We start from the raw sequence: 20482 nt of genomic DNA on the forward strand, positions 1-20482 counted from the left end.
CGAACTGCCGGGATTTAGTTGCAAATTTTTCAACATTTTATACACTACGAAAACCATCGCGAAAGCGAGTTTTGATAGGAAATTTAAGAGTATGAGCACTATCGAAGAACGCGTTAAGAAAATTATCGGCGAACAGCTGGGCGTTAAGCAGGAAGAAGTTGTGAACTCCGCTTCCTTCGTTGAAGACCTGGGCGCAGATTCTCTTGACACCGTTGAGCTGGTAATGGCTCTGGAAGAAGAGTTTGATACTGAGATTCCGGACGAAGAAGCTGAGAAGATCACCACCGTTCAGGCTGCCATTGATTACATCAACGGTCACCAGGCGTAAGTGAACATCTCCAGGCGGTCATTCGACCGCCTGAGTTTTATCTTTTTTAGTCCCACGAATCTCTTTTTTTATCCCTCCCTGGAGGACAAACGTGTCTAAGCGTCGTGTAGTTGTGACCGGACTTGGCATGTTGTCTCCTGTCGGCAATACCGTAGAGTCCACCTGGAAAGCTCTCCTTGCCGGTCAGAGCGGCATCAGCCTAATCGACCATTTCGATACTAGCGCCTATGCAACGAAATTTGCTGGCTTAGTAAAGGATTTTAACTGTGAAGAGATCATCTCGCGCAAAGAACAGCGCAAGATGGATGCCTTCATTCAATATGGAATTGTCGCTGGCGTTCAGGCCATGCAGGATTCTGGCCTTGTGATTACGGAAGAGAACGCAACCCGTATCGGCGCCGCTATCGGCTCCGGGATTGGCGGTCTTGGCCTGATCGAGGAAAACCATACATCTCTGATGAATGGCGGCCCGCGTAAGATCAGCCCGTTCTTCGTTCCGTCCACGATTGTTAACATGGTGGCAGGTCACCTGACCATCATGTTTGGCCTGCGTGGGCCAAGCATTTCTATCGCCACCGCCTGTACGTCTGGCGTACATAACATCGGCCAGGCCGCGCGCATTATTGCGTACGGCGATGCAGATGCTATGGTTGCGGGCGGTGCTGAAAAAGCCAGTACCCCGCTGGGTGTTGGCGGTTTCGGTGCGGCGCGTGCGCTGTCTACCCGTAATGATAACCCGCAGGCGGCGAGCCGTCCGTGGGATAAAGACCGTGACGGCTTCGTGCTGGGCGACGGGGCGGGCATGATCGTACTGGAAGAGTACGAACACGCGAAAAAACGCGGTGCGAAAATTTATGCTGAAATCGTTGGTTTCGGCATGAGCAGCGATGCTTACCACATGACGTCTCCTCCTGAGAACGGCGCGGGTGCTGCGCTGGCGATGGAAAACGCGATCCGTGATGCGGGTATTACCCCAGCACAAATTGGCTATGTGAACGCGCACGGCACCTCTACGCCAGCAGGCGATAAAGCTGAAGCTCAGGCGGTTAAGTCTATCTTCGGCGAATCTGCCAGCCGCGTAATGGTGAGCTCCACGAAATCCATGACCGGTCACCTGTTGGGTGCGGCGGGTGCAGTAGAGTCAATCTACTCCATCCTTGCGCTGCGCGATCAGGCTGTTCCACCAACCATCAACCTGGATAACCCGGATGAAGGTTGCGATCTGGACTTCGTTCCTCACGAAGCGCGTCAGGTTAGCGGTATGGAGTACACCCTGTGTAACTCCTTCGGCTTTGGCGGTACCAACGGTTCTCTGATCTTCAAAAAGATCTGATCCTGACGTCCCGATAGCTTTTAAAAAGGTCCGCTTGCCGGACCTTTTTTATTAAGCCTAATCTTCTTGTCGGCTGCATGACATCCTGCCAGACTAAATGCCCACGCATAAGGAGCCACCATGTTTTTAATCAATGGCCTTGAGCAGGACACGCTGCCTGCCAGCGACAGGGCGATACAGTTCGGTGATGGTTGCTTTACAACGGCGCGCATTCTGGATGGCGATGTCTGCCTGCTGGAGGCGCACATTCGACGTCTGCAGCATGGCTGTGAAAAGTTAACGATCCCCTTTACGCACTGGGACACACTGCGCCAGGAAATGTGCCAGCTGGCAACCGGGAAGGACACCGGCGTACTCAAAGTCATCATCAGTCGCGGCAGTGGTGGCCGGGGTTACAGCGCCGCATCGTGTATCAACCCAACGCGTATTCTCTCCGTTTCTGCTTATCCTGCACATTACTCTCGCTGGCGAGAAGACGGCGTCACGCTGACGCTGAGCCCGGTTCGACTGGGACGGAACCCGATGCTGGCCGGGCTTAAGCATCTCAATCGCCTCGAGCAGGTGCTCATTCGTACTCATCTTGAACAGACGGACGCCGATGAGGCGCTGGTTCTTGACAGCGAAGGGTTCATTACGGAATGCTGTGCGGCTAATTTACTCTGGCGGCAGGGGGGAGAGGTGTTCACTCCGTCGCTGGAACACGCTGGCGTAAATGGGTTAATGCGTCAGTTTTGTCTGCAACAGCTGGCACGCTCTGGCTATCGCGTTGTCGAAGTTAGCGCAGGAGAAGCCGCGCTACAGACTGCCGATGAAGTCATCATCTGCAATGCGCTGATGCCTGTTGTACCCGTCCGTGCGTATGGCCAACAACGCTGGTCTTCGCGCGAGCTGTTTCAGTTTTTAGCCCCGATATGTGAGCAAACCAGATAGTCATGAAAAAAATGTTGCGCTTTGTCCTTATCCTCATCGTTGCGCTGGGCGTCGCTGGCGGAGCTGGCGTATGGAAAGTTCGCCAGCTGGCTGACAGCAAGATCCTGGTTAAAGACGAAACGATCTTTACCCTGAAAGCGGGAACCGGCCGCCAGGCGCTTGGGGAACAGCTCTATGGCGACAAGATTATCAATCGTCCACGGGTATTCCAGTGGTTATTGCGCGTGGAGCCTGAGCTGTCACATTTCAAAGCCGGTACCTATCGCTTTACGCCGGGAATGACCGTCAGAGAGATGCTGCAGCTGCTGGAAAGCGGCAAGGAAGCCCAGTTCCCCCTGCGATTTGTGGAAGGGATGCGCCTGAGCGATTACCTCAAACAGCTGCGCGATGCGCCGTATATTAAGCATACCCTGAAGGATGACAGCTATCAGACGGTGGCCGACGTGCTCAAGTTTGAGCATCCTGAGTGGGTGGAAGGTTGGTTCTGGCCGGATACCTGGATGTATACCGCAGGCACGACTGATGTGGCGATTCTTAAGCGGGCGCACAAAAAAATGGTCGCCGCCGTGGATGCCGCCTGGGAAGGGCGAATGGACGGGCTGCCGTATAAAGATCAAAACCAGTTTGTCACCATGGCCTCAATTATCGAGAAAGAGACCGCCGTTGCCGCCGAGCGCGATCGGGTGGCATCGGTATTTATCAACCGTCTGCGCATCGGCATGCGTCTGCAAACCGACCCTACCGTTATCTACGGCATGGGCGAGAGCTATGCCGGCAAGATCTCAAGAAAAGATCTGGAGACGCCAACGGCGTATAATACCTACGTGATTAGCGGATTACCGCCAGGTCCGATTGCCACGCCGAGCGAAGCGTCGCTTAAAGCCGCCGCGCATCCGGCAAAAACACCGTATCTCTATTTTGTGGCCGATGGAAAAGGGGGACACACCTTTAACACCAACCTTGCCAGCCACAATCGCTCTGTTCAGGACTATCTGAAGGCACTTAAGGAAAAAAATGCGCAGTAAATACATTGTCATTGAGGGACTCGAAGGAGCGGGTAAAACTACCGCCCGCAACGTGGTGGTGGATACGCTAAAAGCGCTGGGCGTGGCGGACATGGTATTTACCCGCGAGCCGGGCGGCACGCAGTTGGCTGAAAAGCTGCGCAGCCTGGTGCTGGATATTAAATCCGTCGGCGACGAAGTTATCACTGACAAAGCCGAAGTGCTGATGTTCTACGCGGCGCGCGTTCAGCTGGTTGAGACGGTTATCAAACCTGCCCTGGCCGGCGGCAAGTGGGTGATCGGTGACCGTCACGATCTGTCGACTCAGGCATATCAGGGCGGAGGACGCGGTATCGACCAGACCATGCTGGCCACGCTGCGTAATGCCGTACTGGGGGATTTTCGCCCCGATCTGACGCTCTATCTGGATGTGACTCCGGAAGTGGGCCTCAAGCGTGCCCGCGCGCGCGGTGAGCTGGACCGCATTGAACAAGAGTCGTTTGATTTCTTTAACCGCACCCGTGCGCGCTATCTTGAACTTGCCGCACAGGACAGCTCAATTTGTACCATCGATGCGACGCAGTCCCTGGACGACGTCACGCGTGACATTCAGCATACCATTACGCAGTGGGTGCAGGAGCAGCAGGCATGAAATGGTATCCATGGTTGCGCCCACACTTTGAACAGCTGATCGGCAGCTATCAGGCGGGTCGGGGGCATCATGCGTTACTGATTCAGGCATTGCCAGGGATGGGTGATGATGCGTTGATTTATGCCATCACCCGTTTTCTGATGTGTCAGCAGCCGGAAGGGCACAAGAGCTGTGGTAAATGCCGTGGCTGTCAGCTGATGCAGGCGGGCACGCATCCTGACTACTACACCCTCGAGCCTGAGAAGGGCAAAAGCGCGCTCGGTATTGATGCCGTGCGGGAAGTCAGCGAAAAATTGTACGAGCACGCGCGACTGGGCGGCGCTAAAGTGGTCTGGCTCAAAGACGCCACACAGCTTACCGAGGCGGCGGCTAACGCCCTGCTGAAAACCCTGGAAGAGCCGCCGGTTAAAACGTGGTTTTTCCTCTCGTGTCGTGACCCGGGACGAGTACTGGCGACGCTGCGCAGCCGTTGTCGTCTTCATCACCTGGCGGTGCCCCAGGAATCGTGGGCGCTGAGCTGGCTTGAACGTGAGGTGACAACGTCACCTGAGAGTGCGCTGACCGCCTTGCGCCTGAGCAGCGGCGCGCCCGCGGCGGCGCTGGCATTACTGCAGCCTGACGTCTGGTCAGAGCGAGAAACGCTCTGCCGGGCTGTTGAAACGGCACTGAATAACCACGACTGGCTAAGCGTATTGCCTGCGCTTAACAGCGATCGGGTCGTTGAGCGTCTGCACTGGCTGGCCTCGTTGCTGCTGGATGCACTCAAAATTCAGCAAGGGGCAACGCTGCTGACCAACCCGGATGCGTGGTCGCTGGTGAATACGCTGGCGAACCGCCTCTCAGGGACGATTCTTCATGCGATGCTTCATGAAATTTGCCAGAGCCGAGAACAGCTTTTAACCGTGACGGGTCTTAATCGCGAGCTTTTACTGACTGACCAGTTACTGCGTATCGAACATTACCTGCAACCCGGCGTCACACCGCCTGTTTCCCATCTCTGAGAGAGACATTATGTTTTTAGTCGACTCACACTGCCATCTTGATGGCCTGGATTATCAATCCCTGCATAAAAACGTGGATGACGTGCTGGCAAAAGCCGCAGCCCGCGATGTGAAATTCTGTCTTGCGGTGGCAACCACGCTGCCGGGCTACCGCTCCATGCGTGAGCTGGTGGGCGTTCGCGATAACGTGGTGTTCTCCTGCGGCGTGCATCCGCTGAATCAGGACGAAGCGTACGACGTTGAGGATCTGCGCCAACTGGCAGCAGAAGAGGGCGTGGTGGCGATGGGCGAGACCGGGCTGGACTACTTTTACACGCCGGAAACCAAACCGCGTCAGCAGGAGTCCTTCCGCAACCATATTCGCATTGGCCGGGAGCTGAACAAGCCGGTTATCGTCCACACCCGCGACGCGCGTGCGGATACCCTGGCGATCCTCCGGGAAGAAAACGTGACGGATTGCGGTGGCGTACTACACTGTTTCACAGAAGACAGAGAAACGGCGGGTAAGCTGCTTGATTTGGGGTTTTATATCTCGTTTTCGGGGATCGTGACGTTCCGTAACGCTGAGCAGCTGCGTGATGCTGCACGTTATGTTCCGCTCGATCGTATTCTGGTGGAGACCGATTCTCCGTATCTCGCACCGGTACCGCATCGCGGTAAAGAGAACCAGCCCGCTATGACGAGAGATGTGGCTGAGTACATGGCCGTACTGAAGGGCGTCAGCATTGATGAGCTGGCCCGCGTGACGACGGAAAACTTCTCCACGCTGTTCCATATCGACCCCGCCCGCCTGCAATCTGTCTGATACACCTGTTTTTTTTAGGCTCGTAATTAATAAGTAAAGCGAGTAAAGTTCACCGCCTCATTTGGGGCGGTGAGGGTGTTTTTAGACACATCCGGACATGCTTTTTGTAAATAACTGAAAGTTTTTCGACCGCCTTAAGCTGAAACGTGATAGCCGTCAAACAAACTCAGAGGGAATTATTTTACTCTGTGTAATAAATAAAGGGCGCTTAGATGTCCTGTCCACGGCACGGTACTCCCCCCGGGCCAATGCGTGAAAGCGTAAAAAAAGCACAAATACTCAGGAGCACTCTCAATTATGTTTAAGAATGCATTTGCTAACCTGCAAAAGGTCGGTAAATCGCTGATGCTGCCAGTATCCGTACTGCCTATCGCAGGTATCCTGCTGGGTGTCGGTTCTGCTAACTTCAGCTGGCTGCCAGCCGTAGTCTCCCACGTGATGGCCGAAGCAGGCGGTTCTGTCTTTGCTAACATGCCGCTGATCTTCGCGATCGGTGTGGCTCTGGGCTTCACCAATAACGACGGCGTTTCTGCGCTGGCTGCAGTGGTTGCCTACGGCATCATGGTGAAAACCATGGCTGTGGTTGCGCCGCTGGTTCTGCATTTACCGGCAGAAGAGATCGCCGCGAAACACCTGGCGGACACCGGTGTTCTGGGCGGTATCATCTCCGGTGCGATTGCAGCGTATATGTTCAACCGCTTCTATCGCATCAAGCTGCCTGAGTATCTGGGCTTCTTCGCGGGCAAGCGTTTCGTTCCGATCATCTCTGGTCTGGCAGCGATTTTCACTGGCGTGATCCTGTCCTTCATCTGGCCACCAATCGGCTCCGCTATCCAGACCTTCTCTCAATGGGCTGCTTACCAGAACCCGGTTGTGGCGTTTGGTATCTACGGCTTCATCGAGCGTTGCCTGGTGCCATTCGGTCTGCACCACATCTGGAACGTTCCATTCCAGATGCAGATTGGTGAATTCACCAACGCAGCAGGCCAGGTATTCCACGGCGATATCCCACGTTACATGGCGGGTGACCCAACTGCAGGTAAACTGTCTGGTGGCTTCCTGTTCAAAATGTACGGTCTGCCTGCAGCGGCGATTGCTATCTGGCACTCTGCGAAGCCAGAGAACCGTGCAAAAGTGGGCGGTATCATGATCTCCGCAGCGCTGACCTCGTTCCTGACCGGTATCACCGAGCCGATCGAGTTCTCCTTCATGTTCGTTGCGCCGATCCTGTACGTTATCCACGCGATTCTGGCGGGCCTGGCGTTCCCAATCTGTATTCTGCTGGGTATGCGTGACGGTACGTCCTTCTCTCACGGCCTGATCGACTTCATCGTTCTGTCCGGTAACAGCAGCAAACTGTGGCTGTTCCCAATCGTCGGTGCGTGCTATGCCGTTGTGTACTACACCATCTTCCGCGTGCTGATTAAAGCACTGGACCTGAAAACCCCAGGCCGTGAAGATGCGACAGAAGACAGCAAAGCTGGCGCGACCAGCGAAATGGCTCCTGCACTGGTTGCCGCGTTCGGTGGTAAAGAGAACATCACTAACCTGGACGCGTGCATCACTCGTCTGCGCGTGAGCGTTGCCGACGTCGCGAAAGTAGACCAGCCGGGTCTGAAAAAACTGGGCGCAGCGGGCGTAGTTGTTGCAGGTTCTGGTGTACAGGCAATCTTCGGTACCAAATCCGATAACCTGAAAACCGAAATGGATGAGTACATCCGCAGCAACTAAGTTGTGACCTGGGGAGACTAAGGCAGCCGAATGGCTGCCTTTTTTATTTGTGTCGTAAAAAACGCCACTGAGACGCGCAAGCGGTCACTCTTCACTCAGCTGATGAACATTCAGGAAAGAAATCGAGGGAGGAGGTTGAAAGGACAGGAGAAACTCGCTCATACTCTTGAATTGTGTCACACACCGATCCCGGGAGTGTGTTTACAGCGGACGCATTGCGCCAGATTAAACAAATAAGGAAAAGGTCATGGCTGAAGAAACGATTTTCAGTAAAATTATCCGTCGCGAAATTCCGTCGGATATCGTCTATCAGGATGAACTGGTGACGGCTTTCCGGGACATTTCCCCTCAGGCCCCGACGCACATCCTTATCATTCCCAATATTCTGATTCCGACTGTAAACGACGTAAAAACCGAGCATGAAGTGGCGTTAGGTCGTATGCTGACGGTGGCCGCGAAAATCGCTGAACAGGAAGGGATTGCAGAAGACGGTTACCGTCTGATCATGAACTGCAATCGTCATGGTGGCCAGGAAGTGTATCATATTCACATGCATCTGCTGGGTGGACGTCCTCTGGGGCCGATGCTGGCACATAAAGGTCTTTGACATGCGTAAAGGGCGTATTGCAGCGCTGGTAGTGACGATGATGATTGTGGGGTGCAGCACGCGCCCGGCGATCCCCGTGAACGATGAACAGACGCTGGTCATGGAATCCTCCGTGCTTGCCGCGGGCATCACGGCGCAACAGCCCGCGCTGACCATCAGTGAAATCAACTCATCTGCCTCCTCTACGCTCTTTAATGAAAGACATGAACCCGTGACGGTCCACTACCGTTTTTTCTGGTATGACGTAAGAGGTCTCGAAATGCATCCGCTGGAGACGCCGCGCAGCGTCACCATTCCGGCCAGGTCGTCGGTAACGCTCTATGGCAGCGCCAACTATCTGGGTGCGCATAAGGTGAGACTTTATCTTTATCTCTGAGGGGTGAACCTTGATTAAAAACTTGAGCCGCTATGCGCTCGTGACAGCTTTCGCGCTGTTCCTGGCAGGGTGTGTGACCCGAACTGAACAGCCTGCGCCTGTGGAAGAGGCGAAACCGGGCACAGAACAGCCGACACAGCCAACGCAGCCGCAGCCAACCGTGCCGTCCGTACCGTCTATACCGGCGCAGCCTGGCCCGATTGAGCATCCGGATCAGACGTCGCAGCCTGCACCGCGCGTGCGCCACTACGACTGGAATGGGACAATGCAGCCGATGGTCGGTAAAATGCTGCAGGCGCAGGGCGTGACGGCGGGCAGCGTATTGCTGGTCGACAGCGTCAACAACCGTACCAACGGTTCACTGAACGCGGGCGAAGCGACAGAAACCCTGCGCAATGCTCTGGCTAACAACGGCAAGTTTACGCTGGTCTCGGCTCAGCAGCTCGCGGTAGCCAAACAGCAGCTGGGCCTTTCGCCGCAGGATAGTCTCGGCACACGCAGCAAGGCGATCGGCATTGCCCGTAACGTTGGCGCACAGTATGTGCTTTACTCTAACGCCACCGGTAACGTGAATACCCCAGCCCTGCAGATGCAGCTGATGCTGGTTCAGACAGGCGAAATTATCTGGTCAGGTAAAGGTGCGGTTACGCAACAATGACAGCACGCGTGAAGAGATTCTGACGCGCTATTTTCCTCAGTACCGCCTTATCGCGCCGCAGGCCCACTCCGGGCTTGGCGGCGCGAGTTGCATTATAGCGCAGGGCGAACACCGTCTGGTCTTGCGGCAGAATCACGATCCCTACGCGCCTGCCTCCCATTTTCGTCGTCAGTTTCGTGCCCTGAGACGTCTTCCGTCAGATCTCGTGCCTGCTCCTCGTTTTTTCAGACAGGGCTGGATGGCCGTCGACTATCTGGACGGTGACGTTAAAAGCGAGCTGCCGGACACGCCGGCGCTCGCGGCGATGCTGTATCATCTGCACCGGCAGCCACGTCTGGGATGGCGAATCACGTTATACCCGCTGCTGGAACGCTACTGGCAGCAGGCCGCGCCTGACAGACGCACCCCAATGTGGCTGGCACATCTCAAGCGGCTTCGTAAAACGGGCGAGCCGCAGCCGATTCGGCTCGCGCCGCTGCACATGGATGTTCATGCCGGGAATATTGTTCATACGTCAGCGGGCATCAGGCTTATCGACTGGGAGTATGCCGGAGATGGCGATGTGGCGCTGGAACTGGCGGCAGTCTGGACGGAGAGTGACGCCGCGCGGCAAATGCTCATCAGGGACTACGCCCAGGTGGCACATATTGACCCCGAGGCGCTGAGGCGTCAGGTCAGATGCTGGCGACCCTGGGTCGTCATGTTAATGGCTGGCTGGTTTGAAATGCGCTATCGGCAGTCCAGAGACAAACACTTTATTGCGCTGGCAGACGATGCCTGGCGTCAGTTACAAACGAAAGGATAAGAGAGGTGGATGTGGGTCCAGTCATGTTGGATGTAGAAGGGTTTGAGCTGGATGCGGAGGAGCGTGAAATTCTGGCGCATCCGCTGGTGGGTGGCCTGATCCTGTTTACCCGCAACTATCACGATCCGGCGCAGCTGCGTGAGCTGGTGCGTCAGATCCGCGCCGCGTCGCGCAATCATCTGGTGGTCGCCGTCGATCAGGAAGGCGGCCGCGTGCAGCGTTTTCGCGAAGGGTTTACCCGCCTGCCGGCAGCCCAGTCTTTTGCCGCGCTGTTAGGCACGGAAGAGGGGGGGAAACTGGCACAGGAGGCCGGCTGGCTGATGGCCAGCGAAATGATTGCCATGGATATCGACATCAGCTTTGCCCCGGTGCTGGATGTAGGGCATATCAGCGCCGCCATTGGCGAGCGTTCATACCATGAAGATCCGCGTATTGCGCTGGCCATGGCGACCCGGTTCATCGACGGCATGCACGACGCAGGAATGAAAACCACCGGGAAACACTTCCCGGGCCACGGGGCGGTGACGGCGGATTCTCACAAAGAGACGCCGCGCGATCCGCGCCCGGAAGCGGAAATTCGCGCCAAAGATATGTCGGTGTTCAGGTCGCTGATCACCGACAACAAGCTTGATGCCATTATGCCTGCGCACGTGATTTACAGCGACGTTGACCCGCGCCCTGCCAGCGGCTCTCCGCACTGGCTGAAAACCGTTCTGCGTCAGGAGCTGGGGTTCAATGGCGTGATCTTCTCTGACGACTTATCGATGGAAGGGGCGGCGATTATGGGCAGCTACGCTGAACGCGGTCAGGCGTCGCTGGATGCAGGTTGCGATATGATCCTGGTCTGCAATAATCGTAAAGGTGCCGTGAGCGTGCTGGATAACCTGTCGCCGATCAATGCAGAGCGTGTTACACAATTGTATCATAAAGGTTCATTTAGCCGTCAGGAGCTGATGGATTCGGCGCGCTGGAAGACGGTCAACGCCCGGCTTGAAGACCTGAATGAGCGCTGGCAGGCACATAAAGCCAGCCTGTAAACCCTCCCGGAAGGCGTAGCGTGGTGAGAAGACGATGATCATCTATTTACACGGTTTTGACTCAAACAGTCCTGGTAATCATGAGAAGGTGCTGCAGCTGCAGTTTATCGATCCGGATGTACGGTTGATCAGCTACAGCACGCGCCATCCGAAGCATGATATGCAGCATCTGCTCAAAGAGGTGGACAAGATGTTGCAGCTCAACGTCGACGATCGCCCGCTGATTTGCGGCGTGGGGCTGGGTGGCTACTGGGCGGAGCGGATTGGCTTCCTGTGCGACATTCGCCAGGTGGTGTTCAATCCTAACCTGTTCCCGAACGAGAACATGGAAGGCAAAATTGACCGCCCGGAAGAGTATGTCGATATTGCGACCAAGTGCGTCAGCAATTTTCGTGAGAAAAACCGCGACCGCTGCCTGGTGATCCTTTCACGTAATGATGAAGCGCTCAACAGCCATCGGGCAGCAGAACTGCTGCATCATTACTATGAGATCGTCTGGGACGAAGAACAGACCCACAAGTTCAAGAACATCTCCCCGCATCTGCAGCGTATCAAAGCGTTTAAAACGCTGGGTTAATCCCTTATCCGCAGGCGTCAAAGCCCGGCCGCGAAAGCGTACCGGGCTTTCTTTTTGACCAGAATTGTCTACTTTTAAGCCATCAAAACTTGATGCATATCAATTTTGGTATGACCAATGCGCCTGACGTGGTATTCTCAATGCACCTGAATGGTTTCAGTGCTGTAACCTGTTGTTAATTAAGGGTTATTTTTATAACTTTTAATTAACAATTGGTTAATAATTTGAGGGGGTCACGTTGACTACGCCATTGAAAAAGATAGTGATTGTAGGCGGTGGTGCTGGCGGGCTGGAGCTGGCTACACAGCTGGGCAAGAAGCTGGGTCGCGGTAAAAAAGCCAAAATTACGCTGGTGGATCGTAACCACAGCCACCTGTGGAAACCGCTGCTGCACGAAGTGGCGACCGGTTCTCTGGATGAGGGTGTGGACGCGCTCAGCTACCTGGCGCACGCGCGCAACCACCATTTCCAGTTCCAGCTGGGCTCGGTGGTGGACATCAACCGTGAAAGCAAAACCATCACCCTGGCAGAGTTGCGCGATGAAAAAGGGGAGCTGCTGGTTCCTGAGCGCAAGCTGCCGTACGACACACTGGTCATGGCGCTCGGCAGTACCTCCAACGACTTCAACACGCCGGGCGTGAAAGAGCACTGTATCTTCCTCGATAACCCGCACCAGGCGCGTCGTTTCCATCAGGAAATGCTGAACCTGTTCCTGAAGTACACCAGCAATATGGGTGCGAACGGTAAGGTGAATATCGCCATTGTTGGCGGCGGTGCGACGGGTGTTGAGCTGTCTGCGGAGCTGCACAATGCAGTGAAACAGCTGCACAGCTACGGTTACAAAGGGTTAACTAACGAAGCGCTGAACGTCACGCTGGTCGAAGCCGGTGAACGCATCCTGCCTGCGCTGCCTCCGCGTATTTCCGGTGCGGCGCACAATGAGCTCACCAAGCTGGGCGTGCGGGTGTTGACGCAGACCATGGTGACCAGCGCCGACGAAGGCGGCCTGCACACCAAAGACGGCGAGTATATCAAAGCGGATCTGATGGTCTGGGCGGCAGGTATCAAAGCGCCTGACTTTATGAAAGAGATCGGCGGTCTGGAAACGAACCGCATTAACCAGCTGGTCACCGAGCCAACGCTGCAAACCACGCGTGACCCTGACATCTTTGCAATCGGTGACTGTGCCTCCTGCGCGCGTCCTGAAGGTGGATTCGTGCCGCCGCGCGCGCAGGCCGCTCACCAGATGGCAAGCCTGGTGCTGCACAACATTCTGGCGCAGTACAAAGGCAAGCCAATGAAAGCCTATGTCTATAAAGACCATGGTTCACTGGTGTCGCTGTCAAACTTCTCTACCGTCGGCAGCCTGATGGGCAACCTGATGCGCGGCTCAATGATGGTAGAAGGGCGCATTGCCCGCTTCGTGTATATCTCCCTGTACCGCATGCACCAGATTGCGCTGCACGGCTACTTCAAAACCGGGCTGATGATGCTGGTGGGCAGAATCAACCGCGTGATCCGTCCGCGTCTGAAGCTGCACTAATCTTTCACTCCCTCCGGGTCCTCCGGAGGGAGTTTTTAGCATTTCATGCTGTAGATCACAGTTTGAGTGCTTGAGAGTTCTCCTAAATACAATATATCTCCTCTCAACGCCCCTTTTTTGATCCTTTATCTTATTGGCGAAGCCGTGCCTCCATTGCAAAATTGTTACCAATAGCAACAAAGGAGGAAGTCCCGTGAATAAATCAATGTTGGCGGGTATAGGGATTGGCGTCGCGGCTGCGTTAGGTGTGGCTGCCGTTGCCAGTCTCAACGTATTAGATCGCGGCCCGCAGTATGCGCAGGTGGTTTCTGCTACACCGATTAAAGAAACGGTAAAAACGCCTCGTCAGGAGTGCCGTAACGTCTCCGTGACGCACCGTCGTCCGGTGCAGGATGAAAACCGCATTGCCGGTTCTGTTCTGGGCGCGGTAGCGGGTGGCGTGATTGGTCACCAGTTCGGCGGCGGCCGGGGCAAAGATGTGGCGACCGTGGTCGGCGCGCTGGGTGGCGGCTATGCCGGTAACCAGGTACAGGGCGCGATGCAGGATAATGATACCTACACCACGACTCAGCAACGCTGCAAAACCGTCTATGACAAGTCGGAAAAAATGCTGGGCTATGACGTGACGTACAAAATTGGCGATCAGCAGGGCAAAATCCGCATGGATAAAGACCCGGGCACGCAAATTCCACTGGATGGAAATGGCCAGCTGGTTCTGAATAACAAAGTGTAAAAAAGATGTTCTCTGAATTTAGCTCCTCATGCGCTCAGGCTGAGGAGCTTTTTTTTGCTTCAGATTTTCAGTAGCTCAGGCCACAGTCGCAGCGTGGTTTCGCTAATATTCTGCAGTTTTTCCAGCGTAGCCCCTTCACGGGCGCTGATCGACATCCCCTGCAAAATACAGCTCAGGTATTGTGCCAGCAGTTGGGGGTTGCACTGCGCAGGGATTTCACCGCGCTGCTGGCGCTGTGCCAGAAAGGCGCTCAGCGTCTCCTCCTGCATCGCATGACGCGATTTCACCGTATTGGCAATCTCTTTCGAGGACGCCGCCAGGGTGGCAGAGGTGTTAATCATAAAGCAGCCCGCAGGCGTATCTTTACTGGTGAAGCAGGTCGCGACGGCGGTGAAGTAATCCCGAAGCGCCTGTTCGACGCTTTTCTCTTCACAAAATAGCTGGGCTTCATGTTTCGCTGCAAAACGCGAAATGTATCTGTCCAGCACCGCCCTGAACAGCCCCTCTTTATTGGTAAATTCGGCATACAGCGTCGGCGCTTTGGCTCCGGTAGCTTCTACCAGATCGGAAAGCGAGGTTGCTTCATACCCATGTTGCCAGAAGAGAGTCATGGCCTTATCAAGCGCTGCATCCCTGTCAAACACTTTTGGTCGGCCACGGCTTTTCTTCGCACAACTCGTGACGTCGGTTGTCATGTGCCGTTGGTCCTCTGTTGGTTTGGTGAATAACCATTATAAAAATAAACGCAACCCACCACCAGTGCTGAATGCTTAAAAATATATTAATCATATCTATATGAAAAATAACGACTTTAAAATTAAATTAATGGTCGTTATAAAATTATGTTGACGCGTGACCTGGATCACATTTATGATTTACCTATCGATCGTTAACTAAATAGATAACGACCTCCAAATTCATCTGCTAAAGGTAAACATCATGAAAAACGTAAAAACCCTCATCGCTGCTGCTGTTCTGAGTTCACTCTCTTTCGCAAGCTTTGCTGCTGTACAGGTACAGTCCACTCCGGTCGATCAGCATAAAGTCGGGACGATCTCTGCGTCTGCCGGGACTAACCTGGGGTCACTGGAAGATCAGCTGGCGCAAAAAGCGCAAGAGATGGGTGCAAAATCTTACCGCATCACCTCTGTGACCGGTCCTAACACCCTGCACGGCACGGCTGTCATCTACAAATAAGCCGGGCATAAACCCTCATTTATGCCACTGCAATAAAAAAACGCCCTGCTGAGCAGGGCGTTTTTTTTATTTATGATTTACATCGATTGCTGGATTACATCGTGATGCCGGGTGACATCGGTCGGCATGCCTGACCGGGCTTCCATCGCGCGCTCCATCACCACGCTGTTGGTATTCGCATTCGTTTTGAAGCTTACCATCGCGGCATTCAGGTTAATGGGCAGCGTCTGCGGATCATCGCCAATGTTTTTCGATAGCGGCTGGTGAATTTCGACCAGCCGCACGCCGCCCGGCTCCTCAGAAACCTTAATCGGCGTATTGATAATATTCACTTTGGTTCCCGGCGTAACGACGTTAAACAGCGTTTTGATATCGTCATCGCGCAGACGAATACATCCGGAACTGACGCGCATGCCGATGCCAAAGTCCGCATTCGTGCCGTGCAGCAGGTAAACACCACCGTAGGCTGCCAGGCGGATCGCGTGGTGTCCCATTGGGTTATCCGGGCCTGCCGGCACCACGGCTGGAAGATCAATGCCCTGAGCTTTATAGCGGGCACGAATATTGGCCGTCGGGGTCCAGGTTGGATTCGCGCGTTTATCCGAGACGGTGGTGACCATCGTCGGCGTCAGCGTGTCACCGCCCAGCTGACCAATACCAATCGGGTAGACCGTCACTTCGTTTTTACCCGGCGGGTAATAGTACAGACGCAGCTCGGCCAGGTTTATCACCATCCCCTCGCGCGGGGCGTCCGGCAGGATAGTCTGTAACGGGATGGTCAACACGCTGCCCGCGCGCGGGACGTAAGGGTCGACGCCGGGGTTCGCCTGCAGCAGAGCCAGAAAACCGACGTTATATTTTTTGGCAATCGCTTCCAGCGAACCGCCATTATTTTCAACCACATGAAAGCGGTTTTCACCCACCACCTTGCTGCCGGGAGGGGGAAGGGGCCAGGTGTTTGCGCGAGCAGGAAGCGCAACCGCGACGGTGGCTGCCAGCGCAAACAGGGTCATCCAGCGAGTAAAACGCGAAGAGGTCATCATCACCATAATCCATGTAAATGATAAGGTTATTGTTTTATAAGGCGTTAAACATAATTATGGCGAATGGGTATGTCGGGAAGATCGTGTGAAGTGCAAAGAGTTTGTAAATTGTCCCCCCGTAGCGCTGGGCTAACAGGGGAAGGGATCCCCATAAAATAATGCCTGCACGGACGACCCCCTCTCCCTTGAGGGAGAGGGCTGGGGTGAGGGGGAACATACGACTCTGGTGGTCATTCCGTTCACTTTATGTTCCTTAGTACTCTGTAACGACATGACCTGTGAACGTGCCAGGGTGGCTCAGTCGCCACCACCCTGGCGACCCGGGCTCCCGGCGGTAAATCGCCGCTACGCGGTACCTTCGGCTTATTCCTTCTGGCTTTTCGGGGACGGGCGGAGGTAACATCCCTGTAAAGCCCGCCCTCTCGGCGCATCCCTGCGCCTCGCCCCGGCCGGAAGGCAAACGCCTCAGCGATTTACAGCCGGACCAGGGGGTCGCTGTAAGCTATTCATTTTCCGGAAGCAACTTTCATCGCTTCCGGTTAATAAACTACATGAAATTCCTCAGTTAAGAGGGGAATGGAGGTTATGCGATCGCGTTCTCTTCCAGCTGACGCATAAAGTTACGCACCCAGTCCATACGGGTTTTGCGCTCCGTCAGCTCCTGGGTAAATTTCAGACGCGTTGGGCCATCCAGACGGAAATGCTGCGGCTGTTTTTGCAGCAGACCGATGAGCCACATCGGGTTGACGTGGTTCTTCTCGGCGAATTCAATCACGCCGCCTTTTTCATTGCCTTCGAGCTTGCGAATCCCCAGCTTCTGCGCCTGCTGGCGCAGTCTCGCGATATCCAGCAAATTTCTCGCCGCATCGGGCAGCAGACCAAAGCGGTCGATCAGCTCAACCTTGATCTCTTCCAGCTCGTTCTCCTTCTTCGCGCTGGCGATGCGTTTGTAGAATGAGAGACGGGTATTCACGTCCGGAATGAAATCATCAGGCAGCAGGGAAGGCATACGCAGCTCGACCTCGGTCTGCTGGCTGGTAAGGTCTTCCAGCGACGGCTCGCGTCCGGCCTTCAGGGCATCAACCGCGTTCTCCAGCAGCTCCATATAGAGCGAGAAGCCGATGGTTTCCATCGAGCCGCTTTGATCTTCACCCAGCAGTTCGCCGGCACCGCGGATCTCGAGATCGTGCGTGGCCAGCGCAAAGCCCGCGCCGAGGTCTTCCAGCGAGGCGATGGCTTCCAGACGCTTTTGCGCGTCGGTGGTCATCGCTTTCGGATGCGGCGTCAGCAGCCAGGCGTAGGCCTGATGGTGCGAACGTCCGACGCGGCCGCGCAGCTGGTGAAGCTGCGCCAGACCAAAGTGATCCGCGCGTTCAATGATGATGGTGTTCGCTGTCGGAATGTCGATCCCGGTTTCGATGATGGTGGTGCACACCAGCACGTTAAAGCGCTGGTGATGGAAGTCGTTCATCACCCGTTCCAGCTCGCGCTCGCGCATCTGCCCGTGGCCGATAGCAATGCGCGCTTCCGGTACCAGCTCCGCCAGCCTGTCCGCCGCTTTCTGGATATTTTCCACGTCGTTATAGAGGTAGTAGACCTGCCCCCCACGAAGCACTTCACGCAGAATGGCCTCACGCACCACCAGATTATCGTACTCGCGGACAAAGGTTTTCACCGCCAGACGGCGCGCCGGCGGCGTGGCAATAATCGACAGATCGCGCATGCCGCTCATCGCCATGTTCAGGGTTCGCGGGATCGGCGTTGCGGTCAGGGTCAGGATGTCGACGTCGGCGCGCATCGCTTTGATGCGCTCTTTATGACGCACCCCGAAGCGGTGCTCTTCGTCGACGATCAGCAGCCCCAGATCTTTCCACTTCACGTCGCTTTGCAGCAGCTTGTGGGTGCCGATCAGAATATCGATCTTGCCTTCGCTGGCCTGTTCCAGAATTTGGGTCTGTTCTTTGGTGCTGCGAAAACGCGACAGCATCTCGATGCGAACCGGCCAGTTGGCGAAGCGGTCGCGGAAGTTGTCGAAGTGCTGCTGAGCGAGGAGGGTGGTCGGCACCAGCACCGCCACCTGCTTGTTGTTTTCGACCGCAAGGAAAGCGGCGCGCATCGCCACTTCGGTTTTACCGAAGCCGACGTCGCCGCAGACTAAGCGGTCCATTGCCAGCGGCTGGCACATGTCGCTCAGCACGGCGTTAATAGCCTGAGCCTGATCCGGCGTGGTTTCAAACGGGAAGCTGTCACAAAACAGTTGGTACTGTTCTTTATCATGCTTAAAGGCGAAGCCCTCTTTGGCCGCGCGCTGGGCGTAAATATCCAGCAGTTCGGCGGCCACGTCGCGCACTTTTTCCGCGGCCTTCTGGCGCGCGCGCGCCCAGGCATCGCCGCCCAGCTTGTGCAGCGGCGCGTTCTCTTCGGCACCGCCGGCGTAGCGGCTGATCAGATGCAGGGACGACACCGGAACATACAGTTTGGCGTCGTTGGCGTAGGTGAGCATCAGGTATTCACCTTTGATGCCGCCCGCTTCCAGCGTGGTCATCCCCTGATAGCGTCCAACGCCATGCTCCAGGTGAACGATCGGCTGGCCCGGGTGCAGCTCGGCCAGGTTACGGATCAGCGTGTCCGGGTTGATGGTCCGACGGCTGTCCTGACGGCGGCGTGCGACGCGCTCGCCCAGCAGGTCGCTTTCGCAAATCAGCGCCAGGTTGTTGAGCGTGTCGATAAAACCGTGCTCGGCGGCGCCAATCATCAGGTAACGACCGTTTCCGGTCGCTTCGCTCAGGCGCAGGATGCGCTTCGGCGCCACCTTAATGCGTCCCAGCAGCTCACCTAACGCTTCGCGGCGGCCTTCACTCTCAACGGAGAACACCACCGGGCCGGTAAAGGACTCCAGAAACTTGCGCAGATTATCCAGCGGGGATTTCTGCTGCGCCTGAACGGCCAGGTCCGGCAGCGTTCGGAAGGCGAGGTTGGTGTTGGCGGCCTTGTCGGCAAGCGAATCAGTTTTCAGCTGCATGCGCGGCCAGCGCTTCAGCTCGGCGTTGAGCTCGTCGGTACGCAGCCACAGCGCTTCCGGCGGCAGCAGCGGGCGCATCGGGTCAACGCCCCGGTTTTCGAAGCGCGCGCGGGTTTCACTTTCAAAGCGGCTGGCGCTGGCGTCGATATCGCCGGTATTAACAATCAGCGTATTCGCCGGGAAGTAGCTGAACAGGGCAGGGAGCGGCTCGTTGAAGAACAGCGGCTGCCAGTATTCGATCCCGGCAGGCAGGGTGCCTTTGCTGACCTGCTGATAAATATGTTCCGCGTCGCGCTTCACCTCGAACTTATCGCGCCACTGGCTGCGGAACAGTTCGATAGCGGTTTTGTCCGTGGGGAACTCATGCGCGGGCAGTAAATTGATGGACTCCACTTCTTCCAGCGTGCGCTGCGTGTCGGCGTCGAAGACGCGCAGGCTGTCGATTTCATCATCGAAAAAGTCCAGACGATACGGCTGGTCGCTGCCCATCGGGTAAAGGTCGAGCAGCGCGCCGCGGGTCGCGTATTCCCCATGCTCCATCACCTGGTCGACGTGGCGATAGCCGGCCCCGTCAAGCTGCGCCCGCAGGGCATCACGGGACAGTCGCTGGCCTTTTTTCATCACCAGCGCGTGGCCGTGCAGATAGCTGTGCGGACAGACGCGCTGCATCAGGGTGTTCACCGGCACAATCAGCACGCCGCGCTGCATGGTCGGGAGTTGATAGAGTGTCGACAGGCGCGAGGAGATAATCTCCTGATGCGGAGAGAAGTTGTCATACGGCAGCGTTTCCCAGTCGGCCAGGCTGAACACCAGATTATCGGTGAACTGGCGAATTTCGTCGTGCAGGCGCAGGGCGTTTTGCATATCCGGGGCAACGAGAATCACCGGGCCTGGATGACGCTCGGCGATTTCCGCCACCAGCGTGGCGCACGCCGCGCCCGTGAGTTCACCCAGCTGGCGCTGGTCGCCCGCTTTGACAGGTAAGGAATAACGATAGTGTTCAGGCATGGCTATGTCAGAGTCTCTTATGGATATACCAACAGTATTGGGGCATATCACTGATACGCAATGTCTTTATTATCCTCGATCGTTTTACATAA

Annotated in this window: 20 protein-coding genes; 17 read left to right on the forward strand and 3 right to left on the reverse strand. The window is 55.8% G+C overall.

From position 1 onward, the window contains the following. Positions 1 to 91 precede the first annotated feature (91 nt). The 16 genes from acpP (at position 92) to OTG14_RS04505 (ending at position 14120) form a co-directional block, all read left to right on the forward strand. Complete coding sequence (gene acpP / locus OTG14_RS04430) at positions 92 to 328, forward strand: acyl carrier protein (RefSeq protein WP_003857954.1); 237 nt, start codon at positions 92 to 94, stop codon at positions 326 to 328. 91 nt (positions 329 to 419) lie between these two features. After that, positions 420 to 1661, forward strand: a complete 1242-nt coding sequence (gene fabF / locus OTG14_RS04435; protein WP_024909028.1) for a beta-ketoacyl-ACP synthase II — start codon at positions 420 to 422, stop codon at positions 1659 to 1661. Between the two features lie 120 nt (positions 1662 to 1781). Next, positions 1782 to 2591: an aminodeoxychorismate lyase gene (gene pabC, locus OTG14_RS04440; protein ID WP_267214643.1), complete on the forward strand. Its 810-nt coding sequence runs from the start codon at positions 1782 to 1784 to the stop codon at positions 2589 to 2591. A 2-nt stretch (positions 2592 to 2593) separates the two neighbouring features. Next, entirely contained in the window at positions 2594 to 3616 is a 1023-nt protein-coding gene (gene yceG / locus OTG14_RS04445; RefSeq protein WP_032650855.1) for a cell division protein YceG, read from the forward strand. Beyond that, positions 3606 to 4247, forward strand: coding sequence for a dTMP kinase (gene tmk / locus OTG14_RS04450; protein ID WP_024909031.1), 642 nt, complete (start codon positions 3606 to 3608; stop codon positions 4245 to 4247). Before yceG ends, tmk begins: the two co-directional genes overlap by 11 nt. Beyond that, positions 4244 to 5248: a DNA polymerase III subunit delta' gene (gene holB, locus OTG14_RS04455; RefSeq protein ID WP_267214644.1), complete on the forward strand. Its 1005-nt coding sequence runs from the start codon at positions 4244 to 4246 to the stop codon at positions 5246 to 5248. Before tmk ends, holB begins: the two co-directional genes overlap by 4 nt. A 10-nt stretch (positions 5249 to 5258) precedes the next feature. Next, positions 5259 to 6053: a metal-dependent hydrolase gene (locus OTG14_RS04460; RefSeq protein WP_032650858.1), complete on the forward strand. Its 795-nt coding sequence runs from the start codon at positions 5259 to 5261 to the stop codon at positions 6051 to 6053. Positions 6054 to 6350: 297 nt separating this feature from the next. Next, entirely contained in the window at positions 6351 to 7784 is a 1434-nt protein-coding gene (gene ptsG / locus OTG14_RS04465; RefSeq protein ID WP_023311158.1) for a PTS glucose transporter subunit IIBC, read from the forward strand. A gap of 247 nt (positions 7785 to 8031) precedes the next feature. Continuing rightward, positions 8032 to 8391, forward strand: coding sequence for a purine nucleoside phosphoramidase (gene hinT / locus OTG14_RS04470; RefSeq protein WP_006809243.1), 360 nt, complete (start codon positions 8032 to 8034; stop codon positions 8389 to 8391). A gap of 1 nt (position 8392) precedes the next feature. Further along, the gene (locus tag OTG14_RS04475) at positions 8393 to 8767 is read left to right on the forward strand and encodes a YcfL family putative periplasmic lipoprotein (protein WP_267214645.1); all 375 of its coding nucleotides are present in this window, start codon (positions 8393 to 8395) and stop codon (positions 8765 to 8767) included. 10 nt (positions 8768 to 8777) lie between these two features. Next, positions 8778 to 9425 carry a penicillin-binding protein activator LpoB gene (gene lpoB, locus OTG14_RS04480; protein WP_267214646.1) on the forward strand — a complete coding sequence of 216 codons (648 nt, stop codon included), beginning with the start codon at positions 8778 to 8780 and terminating at the stop codon, positions 9423 to 9425. After that, complete coding sequence (thiK, locus tag OTG14_RS04485; RefSeq protein ID WP_267214647.1) at positions 9406 to 10230, forward strand: thiamine kinase; 825 nt, start codon at positions 9406 to 9408, stop codon at positions 10228 to 10230. The genes lpoB and thiK overlap by 20 nt, the downstream gene beginning before the upstream one ends. A gap of 11 nt (positions 10231 to 10241) precedes the next feature. Then, on the forward strand, positions 10242 to 11267 hold the full coding sequence (gene nagZ / locus OTG14_RS04490; protein ID WP_024909037.1) for a beta-N-acetylhexosaminidase: 1026 nt from the start codon (positions 10242 to 10244) through the stop codon (positions 11265 to 11267). 34 nt (positions 11268 to 11301) lie between these two features. Beyond that, positions 11302 to 11844, forward strand: a complete 543-nt coding sequence (gene ycfP / locus OTG14_RS04495; protein WP_008500781.1) for an alpha/beta hydrolase YcfP — start codon at positions 11302 to 11304, stop codon at positions 11842 to 11844. Between the two features lie 238 nt (positions 11845 to 12082). Further along, positions 12083 to 13387, forward strand: coding sequence for an NAD(P)/FAD-dependent oxidoreductase (locus OTG14_RS04500; RefSeq protein WP_061715538.1), 1305 nt, complete (start codon positions 12083 to 12085; stop codon positions 13385 to 13387). A 193-nt stretch (positions 13388 to 13580) separates the two neighbouring features. Beyond that, entirely contained in the window at positions 13581 to 14120 is a 540-nt protein-coding gene (locus OTG14_RS04505) for a glycine zipper 2TM domain-containing protein (protein ID WP_008500779.1), read from the forward strand. Between the two features lie 59 nt (positions 14121 to 14179). Here the strand turns inward: OTG14_RS04505 and comR are convergent, their stop codons facing one another. Further along, a complete protein-coding gene (gene comR / locus OTG14_RS04510) occupies positions 14180 to 14815 on the reverse strand; it encodes a TetR family copper-responsive transcriptional repressor ComR (RefSeq protein ID WP_028015740.1) in 636 nt (211 codons plus the stop codon). A gap of 244 nt (positions 14816 to 15059) precedes the next feature. Here comR and bhsA point away from each other — a divergent pair, with 244 nt between their 5' ends. Beyond that, the gene (bhsA, locus tag OTG14_RS04515; protein ID WP_008500777.1) at positions 15060 to 15317 is read left to right on the forward strand and encodes a multiple stress resistance protein BhsA; all 258 of its coding nucleotides are present in this window, start codon (positions 15060 to 15062) and stop codon (positions 15315 to 15317) included. A gap of 77 nt (positions 15318 to 15394) precedes the next feature. Here bhsA and ldtC read toward each other — a convergent pair whose 3' ends face one another. Next, positions 15395 to 16360, reverse strand: a complete 966-nt coding sequence (ldtC, locus tag OTG14_RS04520) for a L,D-transpeptidase LdtC (protein ID WP_267214648.1) — start codon at positions 16358 to 16360, stop codon at positions 15395 to 15397. A 583-nt stretch (positions 16361 to 16943) separates the two neighbouring features. Next, positions 16944 to 20390 (reverse strand): transcription-repair coupling factor, encoded by a 3447-nt coding sequence (gene mfd / locus OTG14_RS04525; protein WP_267214649.1) that lies wholly within the window; start codon positions 20388 to 20390, stop codon positions 16944 to 16946. Positions 20391 to 20482 lie beyond the last annotated feature (92 nt).

Origin of the sequence: Enterobacter pseudoroggenkampii (assembly GCF_026420145.1) — a bacterium.
GTDB lineage: Bacteria > Pseudomonadota > Gammaproteobacteria > Enterobacterales > Enterobacteriaceae > Enterobacter > Enterobacter pseudoroggenkampii.

Bases quoted from the DNA above. Each gene is read 5' to 3' on its own strand.
- OTG14_RS04460 (WP_032650858.1), top strand. From the start codon at position 5,259: ATGTTTTTAGTCGACTCACACTGCCATCTTGATGGCCTGGATTATCAA.
- OTG14_RS04475 (WP_267214645.1), top strand. From the start codon at position 8,393: ATGCGTAAAGGGCGTATTGCAGCGCTGGTAGTGACGATGATGATTGTG.
- acpP (WP_003857954.1), top strand. From the start codon at position 92: ATGAGCACTATCGAAGAACGCGTTAAGAAAATTATCGGCGAACAGCTG.
- hinT (WP_006809243.1), top strand. From the start codon at position 8,032: ATGGCTGAAGAAACGATTTTCAGTAAAATTATCCGTCGCGAAATTCCG.
- pabC (WP_267214643.1), top strand. From the start codon at position 1,782: ATGTTTTTAATCAATGGCCTTGAGCAGGACACGCTGCCTGCCAGCGAC.
- yceG (WP_032650855.1), top strand. From the start codon at position 2,594: ATGAAAAAAATGTTGCGCTTTGTCCTTATCCTCATCGTTGCGCTGGGC.
- holB (WP_267214644.1), top strand. From the start codon at position 4,244: ATGAAATGGTATCCATGGTTGCGCCCACACTTTGAACAGCTGATCGGC.
- tmk (WP_024909031.1), top strand. From the start codon at position 3,606: ATGCGCAGTAAATACATTGTCATTGAGGGACTCGAAGGAGCGGGTAAA.
- comR (WP_028015740.1), bottom strand. From the start codon at position 14,815: ATGACAACCGACGTCACGAGTTGTGCGAAGAAAAGCCGTGGCCGACCA.
- ycfP (WP_008500781.1), top strand. From the start codon at position 11,302: ATGATCATCTATTTACACGGTTTTGACTCAAACAGTCCTGGTAATCAT.
- ptsG (WP_023311158.1), top strand. From the start codon at position 6,351: ATGTTTAAGAATGCATTTGCTAACCTGCAAAAGGTCGGTAAATCGCTG.
- mfd (WP_267214649.1), bottom strand. From the start codon at position 20,390: ATGCCTGAACACTATCGTTATTCCTTACCTGTCAAAGCGGGCGACCAG.
- ldtC (WP_267214648.1), bottom strand. From the start codon at position 16,360: ATGATGACCTCTTCGCGTTTTACTCGCTGGATGACCCTGTTTGCGCTG.
- bhsA (WP_008500777.1), top strand. From the start codon at position 15,060: ATGAAAAACGTAAAAACCCTCATCGCTGCTGCTGTTCTGAGTTCACTC.